The organism is Wohlfahrtiimonas chitiniclastica (assembly GCF_002252325.1).
Lineage (GTDB): Bacteria > Pseudomonadota > Gammaproteobacteria > Cardiobacteriales > Wohlfahrtiimonadaceae > Wohlfahrtiimonas > Wohlfahrtiimonas chitiniclastica.
Map to the genome: position 1 here is coordinate 74,476 of NZ_NEFL01000002.1, position 18,575 is coordinate 93,050.

Genomic DNA, 18,575 nt, shown 5'->3' on the forward strand with positions numbered 1-18,575 from the left:
CAATACAATAAGACTTTGGGAAACGGTTACTTTCCTATATTCTTTAAAGATGAATCATTATGATGATAATAAAGGAGCGTGAATGTTACTGCATTCCATCGAAATCCAAGGATTCAAAGGGATTCGTGAATTAACGATCAACCTCAATGATGATGTGAGCGTTTTAATTGGCGAAAATAGCTGGGGGTCATCGAGCCTCATTTCAGCGCTTGCTATGATCACAAAAGAGAACTTTCTCTATCAATGCCAACCGTATGACTTTTTTGAGGAGCGCGATTGCCCAAATGATTGCCTACGCGTGCGTTTTATTTATCAAGAGCACCCAACAGAAAAGCCGATTTTGCCGATCTATCCTGAGCTTCAAGCCATCAGTTATCTAGACGAAGGCAACGCACCACGCATCTGTTATGAAGTGAGCGCTCGTAAATTGCAAGACACTGTCATCACGCAGCATCGATTTGTCGATGGCATGCGTGAACCGATTGTGGTGGATGATTTTGAAGCGCGTTTGCAATGCTTGATTGACCTCAATCCATTGTTGATTTTGCGAGGCAGCGCGGCCTATGAAGCGGTGACGCGTAAAGATAATGAGCGCATCGAGTCGTATTACAATCTTTTGGTGCAGCAATTGACGAAAGACACTCATCAATTGACCGATCGCGAGTTAGAGCAGGGCTTATATGCAGCAACGCTTCTTTTAACTTATTATTTGGTGAGTCACAAAAGTACAGAAGAGCACATCCGGAAACCGACGTTAGAAGATTGGCAGGTGCTGGATAAAATCAATGATTTATTGGATCAACTTGATAACTCAGCGGCGCGCAATGTGATGATGCGCTTTTTTACGAGTGTGATTTTCCATCGCATGGGTTATTCATTGTCTGAACATGCATTGCCGATTCTGTTTTTAAAAGATTTTGGTGGCAGCATCCATCCGACCATTATGTCTGTGGGCATGCGTCTGCTTGGCAATTTGCCCATTCAAAAAATTCTGACGAGCAACAGCAGTGATTTAATTCCAATTGTCTCTTTGCATAATGTGTTGAGGATTTCTCGTGCCGACAATGAAATTGTGGTCAATCAAGTGCTGCCAAATGCTTTATCAAAAAGCACACAGCGCAAAGTGACGTTTCATATTTTTCATCGTCGCCCGATTGCACTGTTTGCCCGTTGTTGGTTTTTAGTGGAAGGCGAGACAGAAATTTGGCTCTTAAAAGAATTGGCTGAAGTGTGTGGCTATAATCTCAGTGCAGAAGGCATTACGCTGGTGGAATTTGCCCAATGTGGTGTGATGCCACTTGTGGAGTATGCACAAGCGATGGGCATTGAATGGTATGTGATGGCTGATGGCGATGCTGCAGGTAAACATTATGCGAAATTGGTGCGCACGCACTGTAAAAATAAAGATGAATATTATCGCCATGTGACGCGATTGCCTGCGCGAGACATTGAAAATTTCCTCTTTCAAAAAGGGTTTAGCAGTGTTTATAAACACATTGCTTATGGTTCTGATGACTTTGTGGATAAACCCGTGCATGAGATCATTCAAAGGGCGGTACAAAAAACATCAAAGCCTGATTTAGCCATTGCTGTGTGTGATCACGCAAGGCTGCGTGGCATGCGATCTGTGCCGTTGTTATTGCGTAAGACTTTTGAGAAGGTGATAAATTTATCAAAAGGTACGCCGCAATCATAAACCGTGTATACTATAATTATGAAGGCGATAGCAAAGATAGTGCGCCACGAAGTTACATTAAGTAACTCATGCAATTAAAAATATTAATGGTTCGAGTTTAGTATTTTAATGGGTAATATCCTTGAATATATGGCCGTAAATATATAGTATGAATGCGTCAAGTATGTTCTTTCAATTAACTTAAAAGGAGTATTAACATGGATGTTGATTTCACTTTTGGTAACTCAAAAACTGTTGGTGATCGTTTAGATGCGTTTGAAGTTGTTGGCGTAAAACCTGGCTTTAACCACCACGAAGAAAATGGCGTATCTGCTTTTGAAACAATCAATGAAAAATCTTTCCCAGGCAAATGGAAAGTGATCTATTTCTATCCAAAAGATTTTACATTTGTATGTCCAACTGAAATCGTTGCTTTTGACAAATTAGCAAAAGATTTCGAAGACCGTGATGCTGTATTAATGGGCGGTAGCGTAGACAACGAATTCTGTAAACTCGCTTGGAGACGTGATCACAAAGATTTAGACAAATTAGGTCACTACTCTTTCGCTGATGTGAAAGGTGAATTGGTTGACATGTTAGGTATTCGTGATCAAGAAGCTGGCGTTGCACTTCGCGCAACTTTCATCGTAGATCCTGACAACGTTATCCAACACGTATCTGTAAACGGTTTGAACGTAGGTCGTAACCCTTCAGAAGTTTTACGTATTTTAGATGCGTTACAAACTGACGAATTATGCCCATGTAACCGTCAAGTGGGCGGCGAAACTTTATAAGTTTTCGTTCCACACTGAATATGAGCCACGCTATTTGCGTGGCTTTTTTTTCGCCCGTGGATGAGCCGCATCAAAGATTTTAGATAAATGCCCAAAATCTAAATGGGTATAGATTTGCGTTGTGGAGATGTCCGCATGCCCAAGGAGCTCTTGCACAGAGCGAATGTCTTGGCTTGATTCTAAAACATGGGTCGCCATGGAGTGTCGAAACATGTGTGGATGGACTTTCAGGCTTTTCCCCATCTTATCGGCAATGTGTTTGACGCGATTACTCACTTGGCGGGCGGTCATGCGTGTACCACGTTTGGTGATGAAGAGAGCTTCATCTAAGTTTTTCCATGTGGCTCTGAGCATCAACCATTGCTCAATGGCCTCTTTCGCTTTTGAGCCAAGGGGTACAATGCGTCCTTTGCCGCCTTTGCCATCGATGACTTTCACCTCAAGATTGCTTAAAGAGACATGATTGAGATCTAACTGCGTCAATTCAGATAAACGCAAACCGGTGCTGTAAAAAAGCTCACAGATGGCAAAATCACGGGTTTCAAGTTCAGTCTCTGCCGTTTGATCGAGCATTTGCGTGATGGTATCTACCGCAATCACTTTGGGCAGCGATTGCTGTACTTTTGGCATTTTCACTAAGCGTGCAGGATTGGCCGTGAGGATGGCTTCCTCCACTAAATGGTCAAAAAAGACACGGATGCCCGCTAAATGAGTTTTTAAACTCGTCAAGGCTAAAGGGCGCTGAAAGCAATCATGTTTTTTATCGCCTTTGTTGCGGTAGATGATGTACTTTTGCAATAATTGCTGGTCGCATTGTGCCCATTCTGTCAGCCCTTGATCTTCTAGATGGCGCGCTAATTGATGGAGTGCTAAGGCTTTCGCCTCAACGCTACGTTCGCGGTAGCGCTGGGCAAATTTGGCTAAGAAATCATCAATGGTAAGCTGTAAATTACTCATAGCTGTGGCGCATGTTGCGCAACAATTGACGATCTTTTTTATCCGGGGCTTTGTCAGGCTTTGGTGTGTGCACAAGCTTACGCATTTCACGATCCGCTAAGCGTTTGGCTAAACTCTCTTCGGTTTCGTGATACAAAAGCTGAGCTTTTGGGGCAGGGCCGCGCACTTCACTCAAATCATCAATGATGATGACAAATGTTTCGCCCGCTTTTTCGATGACAAGCGTATCCCCGATTTTAATCATGCGGGCAGGTTTGGCATTGTCACCATTGACGCTCACTTGGTGTTTTTCAATGGCCTCGACTGCTAAACGACGCGTCTTATAAAAACGCGCCGCCCATAACCATTTATCGAGTCTCATGGCTCGGCTCTGCTTGTGAAGAAGTTTCTTCAGCATCAGCTGCTTGGGCTTCTAATGCCTCTTCTTCTTTTTCAGACAAAGTGATGTTGAGTTCAAGGACATCAAAGCCATCTTCTTTATCCATCGCCACTTTGATTTGATCACCATCAATGGACATGTATTTACGCACCACTTCTAAAATGTCTTGCTGCAACGCTTTTAAGAAATCCGGTTGCTGAGACGGTGAGTTTTGGTTGCGCTCATGGGCGACGATGATTTGTAAACGCTCTTTAGCGATGGATGCTGAGGCTGTTTTCTTTCTTCTTTTAAATAACGCGCTGAACATGCTTAACCTCCAAACAATCTTTGGAAGAAACCTTTTTTCGTCGCTTCAATGAAGCGATGGGGCTTATCTTCGCCAAGGAAGCGTGCCACGATGTCTTCGTACGCTTGTCCGGCATCGGATTCAGTTTCTAAAATGACAGGGGTACCCGCATTCGAGCACTGTAATACGGCTTCTGACTCTGGCACAACGCCAAGGAGTGGAATGCCAAGAATTTCTAAAACGTCGGTCACAGAGAGCATGTCGCCAGATTCTGCGCGCTCAGGGCTGTAGCGGTTTAACACAAGATGTTGTTTGACCTCTTCACCATTTTCAGCTTTTTTGGTTTTGCTTGCTAAAATGCCTAAGATGCGGTCAGAATCTCGCACAGAGGAAACCTCTGGGTTGGTGGTCACGATGGCATCATCGGCATAATACATCGCAAGTTGCGCGCCTTTTTCGATGCCTGCTGGCGAATCACAGATGATGAATTTAAAATCCATCTCTTTTAAGCCATTGATGACTTTTTCTACGCCTTCTGTGGATAAAGCATCTTTATCACGGGTTTGGGACGCCGGTAAAATAAAGAGATTTTCAAGACGTTTATCTTTAATGAGGGTTTGTTGAAGGGTCGCTTCATCATTGACCACATTCACAAAGTCATAAACAACGCGACGCTCACAGCCCATGATTAAATCAAGGTTACGCAAGCCCACATCGAAATCGATGACCGCTGTTTTATGACCGCGTTTTGCCAAACCTGCTGCGATGCTAGCACTTGTTGTGGTTTTGCCAACGCCACCTTTACCTGAAGTTACAACTATTACACGTGCCACGTTTTTACTCCTAAGTGTTATGTTTAAAATTCTTTGGTCAATGGTTCAATGATCAATTCATCTTTATCCAAATAAATTTGTACCGCCTTGCCACGCCAATCTTCGGTGAGTTCTTCGATCACTTTATATTTTCCGGCGATGGAAACAAGCTCAGCTTCTAACGATTGACAAAAAATTCTAGCCAAAGTGTTGCCTTTAACGCCCGCTAATGCGCGGCCACGCAAAGGGCCATAAATGTGAATGTTGCCATCGGCTAGAACTTCAGCGCCTGTATTGACCGTATTGATGATCACTAAATCACCATGGTGATACACCTGCTGACCTGAGCGAATATGGCTTGAGATCAATTTAACAGGATCAGTCGCCACTTCAACAGTTTTTTCTGCCACTTTAGCCGCGTCAACCTTTTCTTGTGCCGCTTTTTTATCTTGTTCGGCTTTGTCGTATCTTGGTTGAATATTCGGGAAAATCGGCCAGCCGCTGCGTTTAGCTTGTGCGAGCAAATTTTTTGGAATGTTATGGAGTGCCACCGGAATGATGCCTTGGTTCGTCAATAAATTCTTAAGCCACGCAAAATCTAAGTGGTGCGTGTTTTCCGGTAATTGGCTTAAATCAACAATGATGGGCAATTGTTGAAAAAACTCAGCAGACTCTGAAACTTTTGCATTCAGAGACTGTTCAAAATCTTTTAAGTCGTTTGACTGTAAATGAAGAACGGTCAAAGTGAATAGACCGCCCTTCAATTGAAAACAAGGTTTAGACATGAAGAATAAATCCTAATTAGTGATCGTGACCACCTGCATGGACGTGACCATGTGCCAATTCTTGTTCTGTTGCATCACGAACATCCACAACATCAACGTCAAAGTTCAATGTTTTGCCCGCTAAGAAATGGTTCGCATCTAAAGTGATGTCATCGCCTTCTACGCTTAAGATCACAAAATGACGTTGATGGCCATTTTCTTCTGCTGCGATCATGCCGCCTGCTTGAATGTCATCAGAATCTTTAAAATGTTGGCTGCGGCTGATCACAAATACGTTTTCATCGCTGCGAAGACCGTAACCTTCTTCAGGTGTCACGCTAAATGCGATGTTTTGACCCGCTTCTACACCGGCTAAAGATTTTTCAAAGCCAGGGATCATCATGCCAGCGCCGTGGATGTAAGTTAATGGTTGCTCTTGACCTTTGTTGCTGTCGATCACATTACCTTGGTCGTCTGTTAATGTATAGAAAACAGATACCACTTTATTCGGTGCAATGCTCATTATAAAATCCTTTCAGTTTTTCGGTTTATAAGTCTCTCACTATACAGCAAACAGTTGCCAACAACTAGATGCAATCGTTGCTTTTTGTCATAAATAAGCTCCCTTTTAGGGATAAAAACACCTATAATGGCAATAGTTTTTGTGTAGGGGATTATCAATGAGTCAAAAAACATTAAAGCAGTTAGCCGCCGAAAAAGCGTTGACATACATTTCAAAAGGCGAGCGTTTAGGTGTGGGCACAGGCTCCACTGTTGACTGCTTAATTGCGTTATTACCAGAGGTTCGTCATCACATTGATGTGGTGGTTTCAAGCTCTGAACGCTCAACAGAACAATTGCTTGAATTAGGATTTAAAGTGTTGCCAATGACGGATGTGGAATCACTCACATTGTACATTGATGGCGCCGATGAAATTAATGACAAATTACAGATGATCAAAGGTGGTGGTGCCGCTTTGACGCGTGAAAAAATCGTGGCAGCGCATGCAGATCGCTTCATTTGTATTGCTGATCAATCTAAATATGTGGATGTATTGGGTAAATTCCCATTGCCTGTAGAAGTGATTCCGATGGCGCTTGGCCATGTGCAACGCGAGTTGAACAAATTAGGCGATGCACGCGTGCGTGAAGGCGTGATCACAGACAATGGCAATCCGATCATTGATGTGTTTGGTTTAAAGATCACAGATCCTATTGCCCTTGAAACCCACATTAATCAAATCGTGGGCGTGGTGACCAACGGTATTTTTGCCCATCGCCCAGCAGATGTGTTGGTACTAGCGACTGACAATGGCGTTCAAGTGATTGAGGCAAAATAAGTGCTACCGAAATCTTTTCTTCAAAACGCATTTTTTGTGGTGGCCATTGGCGGTTTAGCCTATGTTTCGATGACGTTGTACAACGAAAACAATGCGCTGACCTCGGAAAAATCACCGTTTCCACTCTTTGAGATCAAAGGGTATGATTTGGTGCGTTTTGATGCAAAAGGTGATCGCATTTATACGATTAAAGGCCCTGAGTTAGAGCATTATGACGATGATCGGGGCTCGACATTACAGCATCCGTTTTTAACCCATTTTACCGATCAAGGTGGCATTGATTGGACGGCGCGCAGCGATGAAGCGATCGTCAATGAAGATCAATCCTTGATCACGATGAATGAAAACGTGGTGCTCACAAAATACAATGCTGAGAATGCGAAAACCACCGTATTGAACACCTCGCAATTGTATGTCCATAATAAGGGCGAAAAAGTCACCAATGATGTGTGGACCAAAATCCGCTCTTATCCGAACAACACCATTGAAGGCATTGGCCTAATTGGCTATCCGAATCTCGGGCAGTTCAACTTATTAAAGGATGTTCACAGTTATTATGAAACCATTCAAGATGAAAACACTCAGTAGTTTGCTCGTGGCTTTTGGATTGTGCACGATGGCGCATGCCTTGCCAGAAGACAGTGCCGAACCCATTAAAATCACTTCAGATACGGGCGGTTATGATCATCAGATCAACGAAGGCTTTTATGATGGCAATGTGGTGATGGTGCAAGGCACATTAGAGATTCATGCCGATCATGCCCAGTTTAAAATGGTCAATGATGAACTTGAAGAGGTGATTGCTAAAGGCAACCTCATCAAAATTAAATATCTTCCTGAGGCCAATAAACCTTGGGTGTTTGGGGAAGGGGAGCGCTTAGAGTATTATCCTAAGAAAAATCTATTGGTGCTCAGCCAACGTGCAAAACTCACCCAAGAAGATGATGTGGTGGAAGCCAATCGCATTGAATATGACACCGTCAATAAAAAAGTGCGCGCATTGAGCGACAAAAAGTCTGATCGCGTCTTCTTTGAAATCAAGCCAAAAGGAAAATAGCATGCAATTGAGAGCCAAAGAACTCGTTAAGCGTTTTAAAAAACGCACCGTGGTCAATGGGGCTTCATTCCATGTGGACAGCGGTGAAATTGTGGGTTTGCTTGGCCCAAATGGTGCAGGGAAAACCACAAGCTTTTACATGACTGTTGGGTTGATTGTTGCCGATGAAGGGCACGTATTTTTAGGCGAGCACGACATCACAAAATTACCGATGCATGAGCGCGCCCATCGTGGCATTGGCTATTTGCCGCAAGAAGCTTCCATTTTCCGCAAAATGACCTCGCGCGATAATATTTTAGCCATCTGCCAAACCCGTAAAGATTTGACGAAAAAAGAACAGCACGAATTGGCCGATCAGTTGCTGGAAGATTTTAAGGTGACGCACATTGCCAACTCGCTTGGCATGTCTTTGTCAGGCGGGGAACGTCGCCGCGTGGAGATCGCAAGAAGCCTTGCGCTCAATCCAAAATTTTTACTGTTAGATGAGCCCTTTGCCGGGGTCGATCCTTTGTCGGTTGCGGACATTCAAACCATTATTTTAGAGCTGTCTGCCCGTGGCATTGGGGTTTTGATCACAGATCATAACATTCGTGAAACGCTTAGCATCTGTCAGCGTTCGTACATTTTAAGTGGTGGGCAGGTGATTGCAGAGGGTTCAACTGCTGAGCTTTTAGACAATCAGATCGTGCGCACCGCCTATTTAGGGGATAATTTCTCACTGTAATCATGGCTGAATTTCTCTTTTACGATTATGAAACCTTCGGGATTTCACCAAAATATGATCGCATTGCGCAATTTGCGGCAATCCGCACGGACAGCGATTTCAACATCATTGGTGAGCCCATCAATATTTATTGTCAGCAAGCGGATGATTATGTTCCATCGCCTGAAGCCATTTTAATCACGGGCATTACGCCAGATTATTGCAATGAGCACGGTTTGCCTGAGCATGAATTTGCCCGCAGGATTTATGATGAGTTCATGAAGCCTGACACCTGCGTGATGGGATTTAACTCCATCCGCTTTGATGATGAGATGACCCGTTATCTCTTTTATCGTAACTTTTTTGATCCCTATGCATATGCATGGAAAAATGGCAACAGCCGCTGGGATGCTTTAGATTTAGTGCGTGGTGTGTATGCCCTTCGTCCTGAAGGGATTGAGTGGCCAAAGATTGATGGTCAAACCAGTTTAAAATTAGAGTCGCTCACAAAAGCCAATGGTTTAAATCATGACAATGCTCACGATGCTCTGAGCGATGTCTATGCCACAATTGATGTGCTCAAGCTTATCAAAGAGAAGCAGCCGCGCTTTTATGATTATTTCTATCAGCACCGCCGTGCTAAAGATCTTTTGCCCATCATTGAACAACATTTTGGGCGGCCGTTGGTGCATGTTTCTGGCATGTTTGGGGAGCACAATGGTTATCTCTCTGTCGTTGTGCCGCTCACCATGCATCCTTGGAATAAAAATGCCGTTGTGGTGGTGGATTTACGCGGCGATTTAGATGAGTTGCTCAATTACAGCGCTGAAGAGATTAAAGCGGCGATGTATACAGCGAATGAAGATCTTGGCGAAGGCAGAAGCCGTGTGCCATTAAAGCTCATTCATCTCAATAAATGCCCGATCATTTCGCCGGTGAATGTTTTAAAATACACACAAAATTTATATGGGTTAGACCTCAATGCGGCGCTTGATAAAGTGGCCATTGTCAATGGTCATCATGCGGAGCTTGAGCGAAAAGCGCGCGAGATTTTTGCACCAACAACTGCGCCCTCTTATGATGATCAGCCGTTATTGTCCCGCGTAGAATCGATGTTGTATGATGGCTTTTTTGAATTCAGCGATAAAAAAATCATGGAAGAGATTCCCTATTTATCCGAAGAAGCGTTGAAAAATAGCCATTATCAATTTAAAGATGCACGCATTGCGCCATTGCTCTTTTTGTATCGTGCGAAAAACTTTCCAATGAGTTTAACGAGTGAAGAGTATCAAGAATGGGAAGCGTACTGTGATGCACGCCGCGAACGTACGCTTTGTGAACAGCAAGCTGTGTACACGGCTAAAGTCGCTGAATATGCGGATGATCCTGTGAAATCGAAGCTGCTGGCCGATTGCCGCTCGTTATATTTTGAATGATGTATGAGTGAATTTTCTTTTGCATCCATCAATGCGGCAAATTTAGGTGAATGGTCTGATGAATCGCGCATTGATGCCTTTGTGACGTCGATGGTGATGGATTTAGGCGCACCTTTGATCATCGCCATTCAAGAGATTGGGGCAGCGGCAATGGGTGATGCACCGGTCAAAGCATTGGTTGCCGATACCATCATTCAAAAATTAGCCGCCCATCAATGGACGTATCATTATGCAGACATCGCCCCAATGCCAGAAACCACGGGCGGTGCTGAAAATATGAACATTCGCTGTGGCTTTTTGTATCGTGCACCTGTTGAGCTTAGAAGTTTGCAGCAAATTGGCGTGGATTCACCCTTTTTCATTGGCAGTGATGAACTCGATTGTGTGGCATCGCGCTTACCGCTTGTGGGTGAATTTGTGTATCAAAATGATGTGATTTACATCATCAATTGCCACCTCAAATCCATGAGCCTAAAAAATCAAACGAAAAAGCAGGCAAAAAAGCAGCGCAATCAGCAATCAAAAGTGGTGGCAGAATTCATTGAAGCCCATGATCTCAAAGCGCATCCGCTGATCATTGCCGGCGACATGAATGACACATTTAACAGTAAAACCGTGCAAGCGATCGCAAAGATTGGATTTGAGAGTGTACATGCGCAATTGAAATATCAAATCTACACATATAAGTATCAGAAAAAACCGATTTTACTCGATTATATTTTGTACAATGAACACTTTACGGATGTCGAGGGTGCGATTGCACACATCAATACCGATCCGATGAATGAACGCCGCTACAGCGACCACGATCCGATTTTAATGACGGGGCAATTATGTTCAAAGTGATGATGACATTGCTGCTCGCGCTTAGCATCAGCTATGCAGATAGCTTTGAGGATGCCATCGCCGCTTATGATCGCCATGATGATGTGGAAGCCGCGCATTTGTTCAGTGAATTGTCCGCCCTTGGGCATGTGGATGCGAGCAATAATCTTGCCACGCTCTATCAAACAGGGCGCGGCGTCCCACGCAATTATGTTAAAGCGGCAGAGCTCTATCAAAAAGCAGCGGCAGCTGGGCACGTGGATGCCGCCTTTAACTATTCCACATTATTGCGTTTAGGCATTGGGCAAGCAAAAGATATGAGTGAAGCGTATGCTTGGTCTGTGATTGCCGCGCGCCATGGCGCGAGTGATTTGGTGGCGTATCGTGATGCTTTGGCCACAAAATTGACGAAAGAGGATTTAGAGAAAGGTTCTGAGTCTGCCCAAAAGATGTTAGAAGGCTTGATGGAGTATGAAGCCTCTGTTGGTTGGTTGTTGCCGAATAATGTGCGCATTGCTGCGCGGGAAACACCCATTCCAAAACCGATTGATCGCATTGAGCGCATTAACTCTGAAGGTGAAATCACCATCATTCAAGAAGAGGTGCAAAAGATCACCGAAGAGAATCATCATGTGGCATCTGCACCAAGTTATAAAGCCACATTTGTGACGCTGCCATTGCAGCTTAATCGATATGGATTGGTTGGTTATCGCCCGATGCTTAACAGCAGTCGTTACAGTACGGATGTGATTTTGCGTCCGCGGCGCATGATCGGTGAGCGTGCCGTGCCGATTGTGGAAGCATTAGACATCGATGAAAAACTTGTGCCGGTGTTTCAAAGTTTAGCAAACAGTTATGGCGTGCACATCAATGACATTGTCAGAGCGGTGCAGCGCTTAAATCCTGATGCATTTGAGGTGGATTTACCGCTGCGTCTTAAAGACCCTGATGGGCGCTTGGTCATTCCAAATTATTCGCAGGTGAAGGATGTTTAAATGTCACGCTTTGCCAAAATATTTCATGGGCTGTATCCAAAACGGTGTTTGATCTGTCATGAAACAATGACATTAGAGCGCTATGTGTGCGCATCTTGCCATGGCTCGTTGTGGCCAGTTACGGATTATTGCACGACTTGTGGCGGCGATTTAATTGAGAATGTTGGTTGTTTGCACTGTGGTGATGAGTCGCAGCCCGCCATTGATCACATCATCATGGGGTATCATTATCAGGATGCGGTGCGCACTGCGATTGTGGGCTTAAAATTCAATCGTCAGCTCTATATGGTCAGAGCGCTCAGTGAATGGATGAATGGCGTGATTTTGATGCATCAAGGCTGGTTATCAACCGTTGATGCCATTGTGCCGATGCCAGTTGATCGCGTGCGTTTAGCAGGTAGAGGCTTTAATCAAGTCCATGAGATTGCCAAAACATTGCAGCCTGCATTACAAGCCCCGATTTTATCGAATGTGCTCCATAAACGCGCATTGACCATTCCGCAAAGTGGGCTCAATCGGCAGGCGCGCTTGACGAATTTAACCGATGCATTGTCTGCAAATGCAGTCAGTGGGCATTTATTGCTCCTAGATGATGTGATGACCACAGGGAAAACCTTGCAGCATGCGGCGCGTGCATTAAAAGATGCCGGTGCGCAAACTGTAACCGCATTGGTGATTGCGAAAGCATGAAAAAATGGTATACTTTGTTTGTGGGTGGATTTCTGGAGCATTCGTGTTCAATATGTCTAAGTCCCCTTGATCCTAAGTATATATCGAAGATATATTACTAGATGCCGGTGAGCAGGCTGATCTTGAATCAGAAGCCTAAGGCATTTAAACTTATATCCATTTGAACCGTTCGGTTCAAGGGTATGACATACTTAACGGTACTTTGGGATCCACTCCAATCTATGAATCAGCAAGCTAAGATTCGTGCGCGAATCATCAAAGAGCGCAACCACTTAGATGCCAACACTCGGCATCAGCAGCAAGTGGCATTTAATCAACATTTATCATCATTTTGTCAGCGATTTTCATCCCTTGGCATCTATTGTGCTGTGCGTGGGGAAATTTCGGTGAATGTGTTAAGGGCGACTGATAAAGCGATTGCCTTACCTAAAATTAATGCGGATAATCAATTGATATTTGTGGAAGATCAAGCAGATGAATTGTGGGAAAGGGGGGCATTTGGTATTCCTGAGCCCACTTCAAAAGAGATGGCAACATTGCCTGAAGCCTTCATCATTCCATTGGTGGCGATTGATCGATGGGGGACGCGCATTGGCATGGGCAAAGGGTATTATGATCGTTATTTAGCGAATCTGCCTGCTGCCATCATTAAGATAGGGGTGGGGTTTGATTGCCAAAGGGTGAGTGAAACCATTGAGCGCCAAGCGCATGATGTGCCGATGGATTATTTCATCTCTCCAAGTGGAATCCTAAATTTTTCCACTAAATGATAGGCATAAAAAAACACCTAGCAAGCTAGGTGTTTTAAATAACTGAAAAACTCAATTATTTACCAACAACGCCATTGATCACAACGTCAACGCGGCGGTTTTTCGCACGGCCTTCAGCTGTTTCGTTTGTAGCGATTGGGTTTTCTTTACCGTAACCTTTTGTAGTGATGATGCTTGGAGAAACACCATTTTCTACTAAGTAAGCTTCAACAGCTTTAGCACGACGCTCAGACAAACCTAAGTTGTATTGTTGGCTACCGATACCGTCTGTGTAACCTGCTAAAGAGATTGATCTAACTTTAGCGCCATCTTGTTTGATTTGAGCTGCTAATTTGTTCAATTCTGCTTTACCCGCTGGTTTTAATACAGCTTTGTCAAAATCAAAGAAAGTATCCGCGCTTAAAGAAACACTTCTAGCACCACAGCCAGGAGTACCATCTAATACTAATACGCATTCGCCTTGACGATCTCTTACGAAATCACCTTGTCTGTCAACCAAACCTTCTAGTTGAGCCATTGCTGATGTAGAAGCAACAAGCCCAGCAATTACTAATGTAGTTAATTGCTTTTTCATATTTAACCTCCAATAAGGACTTAAACTAAATAAAAAATCAACACTAGTTATAAGTGTAAATATATTCAGCGCAAGAATAACACAACTGATGTCAGAATGATACCGCATTTTTGACAAAAAAAATACACTTTTGTGTCAAAAATGAAAATATATTATCCTGAATCATACAAATTTTTAGAATCACTTTTCAGTAGAATGGCATGATTTTATAAAATTTGTATGATTTTCAGTGAATTATTGGTTTTACGCCGATTCTTCTCCTAAACGATAAAGAGAGGCATAAATGTTGTTTTTTTCCAACAATTCTTGGTGTGTGCCCATTTCGACAATTTTACCTTGTTCAAAAACAACAATCCGATCGGCTTGTTCGATGGTGCTTAAACGATGCGCAATGATGATGGTGGTTGTATCTTCGCTGAGCACTTTAATGCTCTCTTGAATGTCAAATTCGCTCTTTGTATCTAAGCTACTTGTGGCTTCATCGAGGATCAAAATCGGCGCTTTCTTATATAAGGCGCGCGCAATGGCAATGCGCTGACGCTGCCCGCCAGAGAGTTTGGCGCCATTTTCACCCACATGTGTGTGTAAACCTTCTGGCATTGCGCTGATGAATCCCCAAGCATTGGCATTTTTAGCCGCTGCTTCGATGCGCTGCCAATCAGGATTAGGATCACCTAAGGCAATGTTGTTCGCTAATGTATCGGCAAAGAGCACCACATGCTGGCTCACATAACTGATGTGTTGACGATAATCGCGTAAAGAGAGCTCAGCCACATTATAACCATCCACCAAGACTTTACCTTCCGTTGGTGTATAAAAGCCGGCAAGGAGATTGGCAAAGGTACTTTTCCCGCTGCCAGAAGCACCGACAAGGGCAACCGTCTCTTTTGGGCGAATATTGATGGAAAGATCTTTAAAAATGTGCGCCAAATCATCCCCATAACGAAAGCCCACATGATCAAAGCGAATGTCGCCAGAGATGTGTAACGGCAAATGCTCAGGATTGTGATGAGTCGCTACGTCCTTTTCAATCGGTGCATCAATGAGGCTAAAGACGCTTTCTGCACCCGCTAAACCGCGTTGTAACGATTCATTTAAGCGCGTTAAACGTTTAATCGGGTTGAGTAAACCCACCATTGCGCCAAGGGTGGTTAAAAATGCACCGGGCGTTAAACCATCAGGGCTCACTTGATGCGCCGCATAACTGATGATGAATGCAATACAAAAGACAATCAGGAGCTGCACAAGTGGGCTTGCGATTTCAGAAGCCACCATGATTTTCACATTCACGCGTTGCAATTGCTCATTGGTTTTCTCAAAGCGTTCGCGCGTAAAATCATAAGCGTTAAACAGTTTGATCTCTTTATTGCCGCGAATGGTCTCTTCGGTGATGTGATTGAGTTCCCCCATTTCAGATTGCGCGCGGTGAGAGAGTTTACGCAAGCGTTTAGAGACAATGCGAAGCGTAATGGCAATGAAGGGCGCAACCACAAACATCACTAAACTGATCTGCCAGCTGTTATAAAACATCACAAAAAGTAAGCCAATGATGGCGGCGCTGTCTTTAATGAGCGTCACTAAAGCAAATGAGCTGATGGTCAAAAGCTGATTGACGTCAAACGTGAGTTTAGAGAGTAGGGCGCCTGAGCTTGTTTTATTGTATTCGGCAATCGGTAAGGTGATCAGGCGATCAAACATCTGTTGGCGCAGCGTTTTAATCACTTTTTGGGCAATGAATTGCATGCCGACATTCCCAAAGAAGCCAAAGGCGCTTTTAATGAGGAAAACGCCGATCAAAATGAACGGCATCATTTTGATGAATTCCGGGTCTTTATCAAAAAAACCTTGATCTAAAATGGGCTTTAAAAGGGCAAAAAGTCCCGCTTCGAGCATGCCGGATAAAGCGATGGCCACCAATGCGAAGATCAAAATGCCTTTGCGCTGACTGGTGTAGGTCAATAAGCGTTTATATAGTTGAAGACTCGAGGTTTGCATAATTCTGGGGCATCAAAATAAAATAATTATGCCACAGATAGCAAAAGCGCACTGAAAGAATCTTCCGGTGCGCTTTGATTTTGCTTGAAATTGTGCAAAAAGGCTTAGTAGATGATCTCTACGCGGCGGTTTTGTGCCCAAGAACCTTCACCTGAACCACCCACAGCAGGGCGCTCTTTGCCATAGCTGACGATGCGGATTTGATTAGGGCTAACGCCTTCTGACGTCATCAAAGTGGACACCGCTTTTGCACGGCGCTCACCTAAGCCGATGTTGTATTCGCGGGATCCGCGATCATCGGTGTGGCCTTCTAAAATGATGCCGCGTGATGGATTTTTACGAAGCTCTGCTGCATGCGCACTCACGACATTGTAAGACTCTTGGCGTAAACGGTCGGAGTCAAAGTCAAAGTAGATGATGCGATCTTCAGTGCCGCGCTTACCATACATAGAATCATAGTAGGTGCTTGCCTGTTCGCCATTGTAGCCTGTGCCAGCGCCGCCATTGACGCTGCCATAACCACCATCGCCATATCCATTCTCACCACTGCCTGATGTGGAAGAACAAGCAGCAATGAAGGTAGAAAGGCAAACGATGCCCAAAAGCTTGAGACTACTTTTTTTCATGGTTTCTCCCAATTAAATAATTGATCGGTACATTTTCGTGATTAATTAGACCAAGCTGGCTCTCGAACATCTGAAGCATTGCTTGAGAATTTTTGCGTGACACTGCCATCGTTAGACACAGCGTTCAAACCGCCGACACCATTGGCATAAATGATCATGTGACCATTGCTAGAGAAGCTTGGTGCTTCATCTTTGCCGCCGTTGGTTAAACGTTTGGTTGCGCCGGTTTGTAAGTCGATGATGGCAATCCCAAAGCCATTGCCGCCACTGCCACGATTCATCACTGCTAAATAGCGACCATCATTGGAAATGGAAGGGCTCGCATTGTAGTTACCTGAAGTGGAAACACGTGTCGGTGTGCCACCATTTGGCGTCATGCGATAAATTTGTGGTGCGCCTGTTCTGTCGGAAGTAAAGTAAATCATGTTGTCTTTACCCCAAACTGGTTCTGTATCAATGCTTGCATTGTTGGTTAAACGTGTCAAACCTTTACCATAAATGTCAGAGGTGTAAATTTCAGGGTTACCGTCTTTAGATAAAGTGAACACAAGACGAGAACCATCTGGCGACCATGAAGGTGCACCATTGATGCCCGGCAAATCTAACACAACGTGACGCTTGCCTGAGTAAACATCTTGCACCACGATTTTACTTTTCTTACCTTCTAATGAAGAGTAAGCAATTGAGCGACCATCGGGTGACCATGAAGGCGATAAAATGGGTTCGTTAGAGTTAAAAATGGTGCTTGGATATGCGCCATCTGCATCTGAAACAATCAATTGATATTGACGACCATTTTTCGCAACATACGCAACTTTCGTATCAAAGGAACCTTTGACACCTAAGATCTTCTCATAAATGGCATCGGCCACTTGGTGTGCGGTTTTGCGCCATTGGCGTTCATTGTTTGCACCCACTGTATAGACACGTTGCAGCATCGATTGCTTAGAGAATGTATTCACTAAATCCACAGAAATCTGATTGCCACGCACCGTTAAAAACACTGCATATTGCACGCCGCGCTGCATCCAAGCTTCGCTATTGATGGCCGCAGGGCCCGCTGTGGGTTCCGGTGAGTTTTTAGAAGGCAATGCAATGAAGCGCCCAGAGCGCGCTAAGTCACCGCCTGCCACTTGCTCAACAAAGTTACCGAGTTGATCATTTGAGTAAAGCACAATCGGAATGGCGTTACTCGCTGATTTCGTCACCTGGATTTTTAATTGGGCATGACTTAAGGTGATCAAAGATAACAGCGAGAAGAACAACCAAAATGAGAGTTTGACGACATGTTTTTTCATTGTTACACCCCTTGAGATGATTTTATGATTCGTTAAGAGCCCAGATGCTGCTGAGATTGCGCCAGTATTCGTGGCAATCCATACCGCAACCAAAAACGTAGCGATCCGGCACATCTAATCCAATATAGTCTACTTTAAAATTTTTAGGTTTACGAGTGTGCACTTTATTAAATAAAGTTGCGGTGTAGACTTTTGTTGCGCCCATATCTGTTAAAGCGTGTGTGATCGCTTCTAATGTATTGCCTTCATCAAAGATGTCATCAACGAGCAATACAGGGCGACCTGCCACAGGAATACTTGGCGGTGCCACCCATTGTAATTCACCGCCAGTGGTTTCACCGCGATAACGGGTGGCATGTAAATAACCAATTCTAAATGGGAAATTTAAACGAGATAACAATAAACCGCCCGGAATCAGCGCACCATTCATCACCACTAACACCACAGGATCTGCATCATGGAGATCTTTTTCGATCACCGCAGCCATTTGATCAAGCGCATCATTAACCGCTTGAGCTGAGATGATTTCTTCGGAGTTCGCAAGGATTTGTTGCGCCTTATTGTCGGGATTTGACATGAATTTTACCTATTTAGATGAT

At 44.1% G+C, this 18,575-nt stretch carries 21 protein-coding genes, 1 other RNA gene and 1 pseudogene; 12 read left to right on the top strand and 11 right to left on the bottom strand.

Going from position 1 to position 18,575, the window contains the following annotated elements:
• Nucleotides 1-82: 82 nt before the first annotated feature.
• A complete protein-coding gene (locus tag B9T10_RS05510) occupies nucleotides 83-1,696 on the top strand; it encodes a DUF2813 domain-containing protein (protein ID WP_094491500.1) in 1,614 nt (537 codons plus the stop codon).
• A 197-nt stretch (nucleotides 1,697-1,893) separates the two neighbouring features.
• On the top strand, nucleotides 1,894-2,469 hold the full coding sequence (locus B9T10_RS05515) for a peroxiredoxin (RefSeq protein ID WP_008316196.1): 576 nt from the start codon (nucleotides 1,894-1,896) through the stop codon (nucleotides 2,467-2,469).
• A 30-nt stretch (nucleotides 2,470-2,499) separates the two neighbouring features.
• Here B9T10_RS05515 and B9T10_RS05520 read toward each other — a convergent pair whose 3' ends face one another.
• The 6 genes and pseudogenes from B9T10_RS05520 to B9T10_RS05545 all read right to left on the bottom strand — a co-directional run bounded on the left by B9T10_RS05520 (nucleotide 2,500) and on the right by B9T10_RS05545 (nucleotide 6,190).
• Nucleotides 2,500-3,426 (bottom strand): tyrosine recombinase XerC, encoded by a 927-nt coding sequence (locus tag B9T10_RS05520; protein WP_094493576.1) that lies wholly within the window; start codon nucleotides 3,424-3,426, stop codon nucleotides 2,500-2,502.
• On the bottom strand, nucleotides 3,419-3,787 hold the full coding sequence (locus B9T10_RS05525; RefSeq protein WP_063504031.1) for an RNA-binding S4 domain-containing protein: 369 nt from the start codon (nucleotides 3,785-3,787) through the stop codon (nucleotides 3,419-3,421). Before B9T10_RS05525 ends, B9T10_RS05520 begins: the two co-directional genes overlap by 8 nt.
• A 67-nt stretch (nucleotides 3,788-3,854) precedes the next feature.
• Nucleotides 3,855-4,112, bottom strand: a pseudogene (gene minE / locus B9T10_RS05530) (cell division topological specificity factor MinE); the annotation flags it as partial.
• A gap of 2 nt (nucleotides 4,113-4,114) precedes the next feature.
• Nucleotides 4,115-4,924 (bottom strand): septum site-determining protein MinD, encoded by an 810-nt coding sequence (gene minD / locus B9T10_RS05535; protein ID WP_008316202.1) that lies wholly within the window; start codon nucleotides 4,922-4,924, stop codon nucleotides 4,115-4,117.
• A gap of 23 nt (nucleotides 4,925-4,947) precedes the next feature.
• On the bottom strand, nucleotides 4,948-5,688 hold the full coding sequence (gene minC, locus B9T10_RS05540; RefSeq protein WP_094538049.1) for a septum site-determining protein MinC: 741 nt from the start codon (nucleotides 5,686-5,688) through the stop codon (nucleotides 4,948-4,950).
• 16 nt (nucleotides 5,689-5,704) lie between these two features.
• The gene (locus B9T10_RS05545) at nucleotides 5,705-6,190 is read right to left on the bottom strand and encodes an FKBP-type peptidyl-prolyl cis-trans isomerase (RefSeq protein ID WP_008316206.1); all 486 of its coding nucleotides are present in this window, start codon (nucleotides 6,188-6,190) and stop codon (nucleotides 5,705-5,707) included.
• Between the two features lie 157 nt (nucleotides 6,191-6,347).
• Between B9T10_RS05545 and rpiA the strand changes: the two genes are divergently transcribed.
• The 10 genes from rpiA to B9T10_RS05595 all read left to right on the top strand — a co-directional run bounded on the left by rpiA (nucleotide 6,348) and on the right by B9T10_RS05595 (nucleotide 13,483).
• Nucleotides 6,348-7,007: a ribose-5-phosphate isomerase RpiA gene (gene rpiA / locus B9T10_RS05550; RefSeq protein ID WP_008316208.1), complete on the top strand. Its 660-nt coding sequence runs from the start codon at nucleotides 6,348-6,350 to the stop codon at nucleotides 7,005-7,007.
• Nucleotides 7,008-7,595 (top strand): LPS export ABC transporter periplasmic protein LptC, encoded by a 588-nt coding sequence (gene lptC / locus B9T10_RS05555; RefSeq protein WP_008316209.1) that lies wholly within the window; start codon nucleotides 7,008-7,010, stop codon nucleotides 7,593-7,595.
• Complete coding sequence (gene lptA / locus B9T10_RS05560; protein ID WP_143695669.1) at nucleotides 7,579-8,064, top strand: lipopolysaccharide transport periplasmic protein LptA; 486 nt, start codon at nucleotides 7,579-7,581, stop codon at nucleotides 8,062-8,064. The genes lptC and lptA overlap by 17 nt, the downstream gene beginning before the upstream one ends.
• Before the next feature lies 1 nt (nucleotide 8,065).
• On the top strand, nucleotides 8,066-8,788 hold the full coding sequence (gene lptB / locus B9T10_RS05565) for an LPS export ABC transporter ATP-binding protein (RefSeq protein WP_008316211.1): 723 nt from the start codon (nucleotides 8,066-8,068) through the stop codon (nucleotides 8,786-8,788).
• Nucleotides 8,789-8,790: 2 nt separating this feature from the next.
• The gene (sbcB, locus tag B9T10_RS05570; protein ID WP_008316212.1) at nucleotides 8,791-10,203 is read left to right on the top strand and encodes an exodeoxyribonuclease I; all 1,413 of its coding nucleotides are present in this window, start codon (nucleotides 8,791-8,793) and stop codon (nucleotides 10,201-10,203) included.
• A gap of 3 nt (nucleotides 10,204-10,206) precedes the next feature.
• Nucleotides 10,207-11,049 (top strand): endonuclease/exonuclease/phosphatase family protein, encoded by an 843-nt coding sequence (locus tag B9T10_RS05575; RefSeq protein ID WP_094538050.1) that lies wholly within the window; start codon nucleotides 10,207-10,209, stop codon nucleotides 11,047-11,049.
• Complete coding sequence (locus B9T10_RS05580; RefSeq protein ID WP_094538051.1) at nucleotides 11,037-12,023, top strand: tetratricopeptide repeat protein; 987 nt, start codon at nucleotides 11,037-11,039, stop codon at nucleotides 12,021-12,023. Before B9T10_RS05575 ends, B9T10_RS05580 begins: the two co-directional genes overlap by 13 nt.
• Nucleotides 12,024-12,713, top strand: coding sequence for a ComF family protein (locus B9T10_RS05585; protein WP_094538052.1), 690 nt, complete (start codon nucleotides 12,024-12,026; stop codon nucleotides 12,711-12,713).
• Nucleotides 12,714-12,739: 26 nt separating this feature from the next.
• Nucleotides 12,740-12,926, top strand: a non-coding RNA gene (gene ssrS, locus B9T10_RS05590) — 6S RNA.
• 8 nt (nucleotides 12,927-12,934) lie between these two features.
• Entirely contained in the window at nucleotides 12,935-13,483 is a 549-nt protein-coding gene (locus B9T10_RS05595; protein ID WP_094538053.1) for a 5-formyltetrahydrofolate cyclo-ligase, read from the top strand.
• Between the two features lie 55 nt (nucleotides 13,484-13,538).
• On the opposite strand, the gene B9T10_RS05600 is transcribed toward B9T10_RS05595, so the two are convergent.
• From B9T10_RS05600 to B9T10_RS05620, 5 genes are all read right to left on the bottom strand, one after another.
• Nucleotides 13,539-14,057, bottom strand: coding sequence for an OmpA family protein (locus B9T10_RS05600; protein ID WP_008316219.1), 519 nt, complete (start codon nucleotides 14,055-14,057; stop codon nucleotides 13,539-13,541).
• Nucleotides 14,058-14,300: 243 nt separating this feature from the next.
• Nucleotides 14,301-16,052: a lipid A export permease/ATP-binding protein MsbA gene (gene msbA, locus B9T10_RS05605; protein WP_008316221.1), complete on the bottom strand. Its 1,752-nt coding sequence runs from the start codon at nucleotides 16,050-16,052 to the stop codon at nucleotides 14,301-14,303.
• Nucleotides 16,053-16,156: 104 nt separating this feature from the next.
• The gene (pal, locus tag B9T10_RS05610) at nucleotides 16,157-16,678 is read right to left on the bottom strand and encodes a peptidoglycan-associated lipoprotein Pal (RefSeq protein WP_008316222.1); all 522 of its coding nucleotides are present in this window, start codon (nucleotides 16,676-16,678) and stop codon (nucleotides 16,157-16,159) included.
• 41 nt (nucleotides 16,679-16,719) lie between these two features.
• Nucleotides 16,720-17,976, bottom strand: a complete 1,257-nt coding sequence (gene tolB / locus B9T10_RS05615; protein ID WP_008316223.1) for a Tol-Pal system beta propeller repeat protein TolB — start codon at nucleotides 17,974-17,976, stop codon at nucleotides 16,720-16,722.
• A gap of 22 nt (nucleotides 17,977-17,998) precedes the next feature.
• Complete coding sequence (locus B9T10_RS05620) at nucleotides 17,999-18,553, bottom strand: hypoxanthine-guanine phosphoribosyltransferase (RefSeq protein ID WP_094538054.1); 555 nt, start codon at nucleotides 18,551-18,553, stop codon at nucleotides 17,999-18,001.
• Nucleotides 18,554-18,575 lie beyond the last annotated feature (22 nt).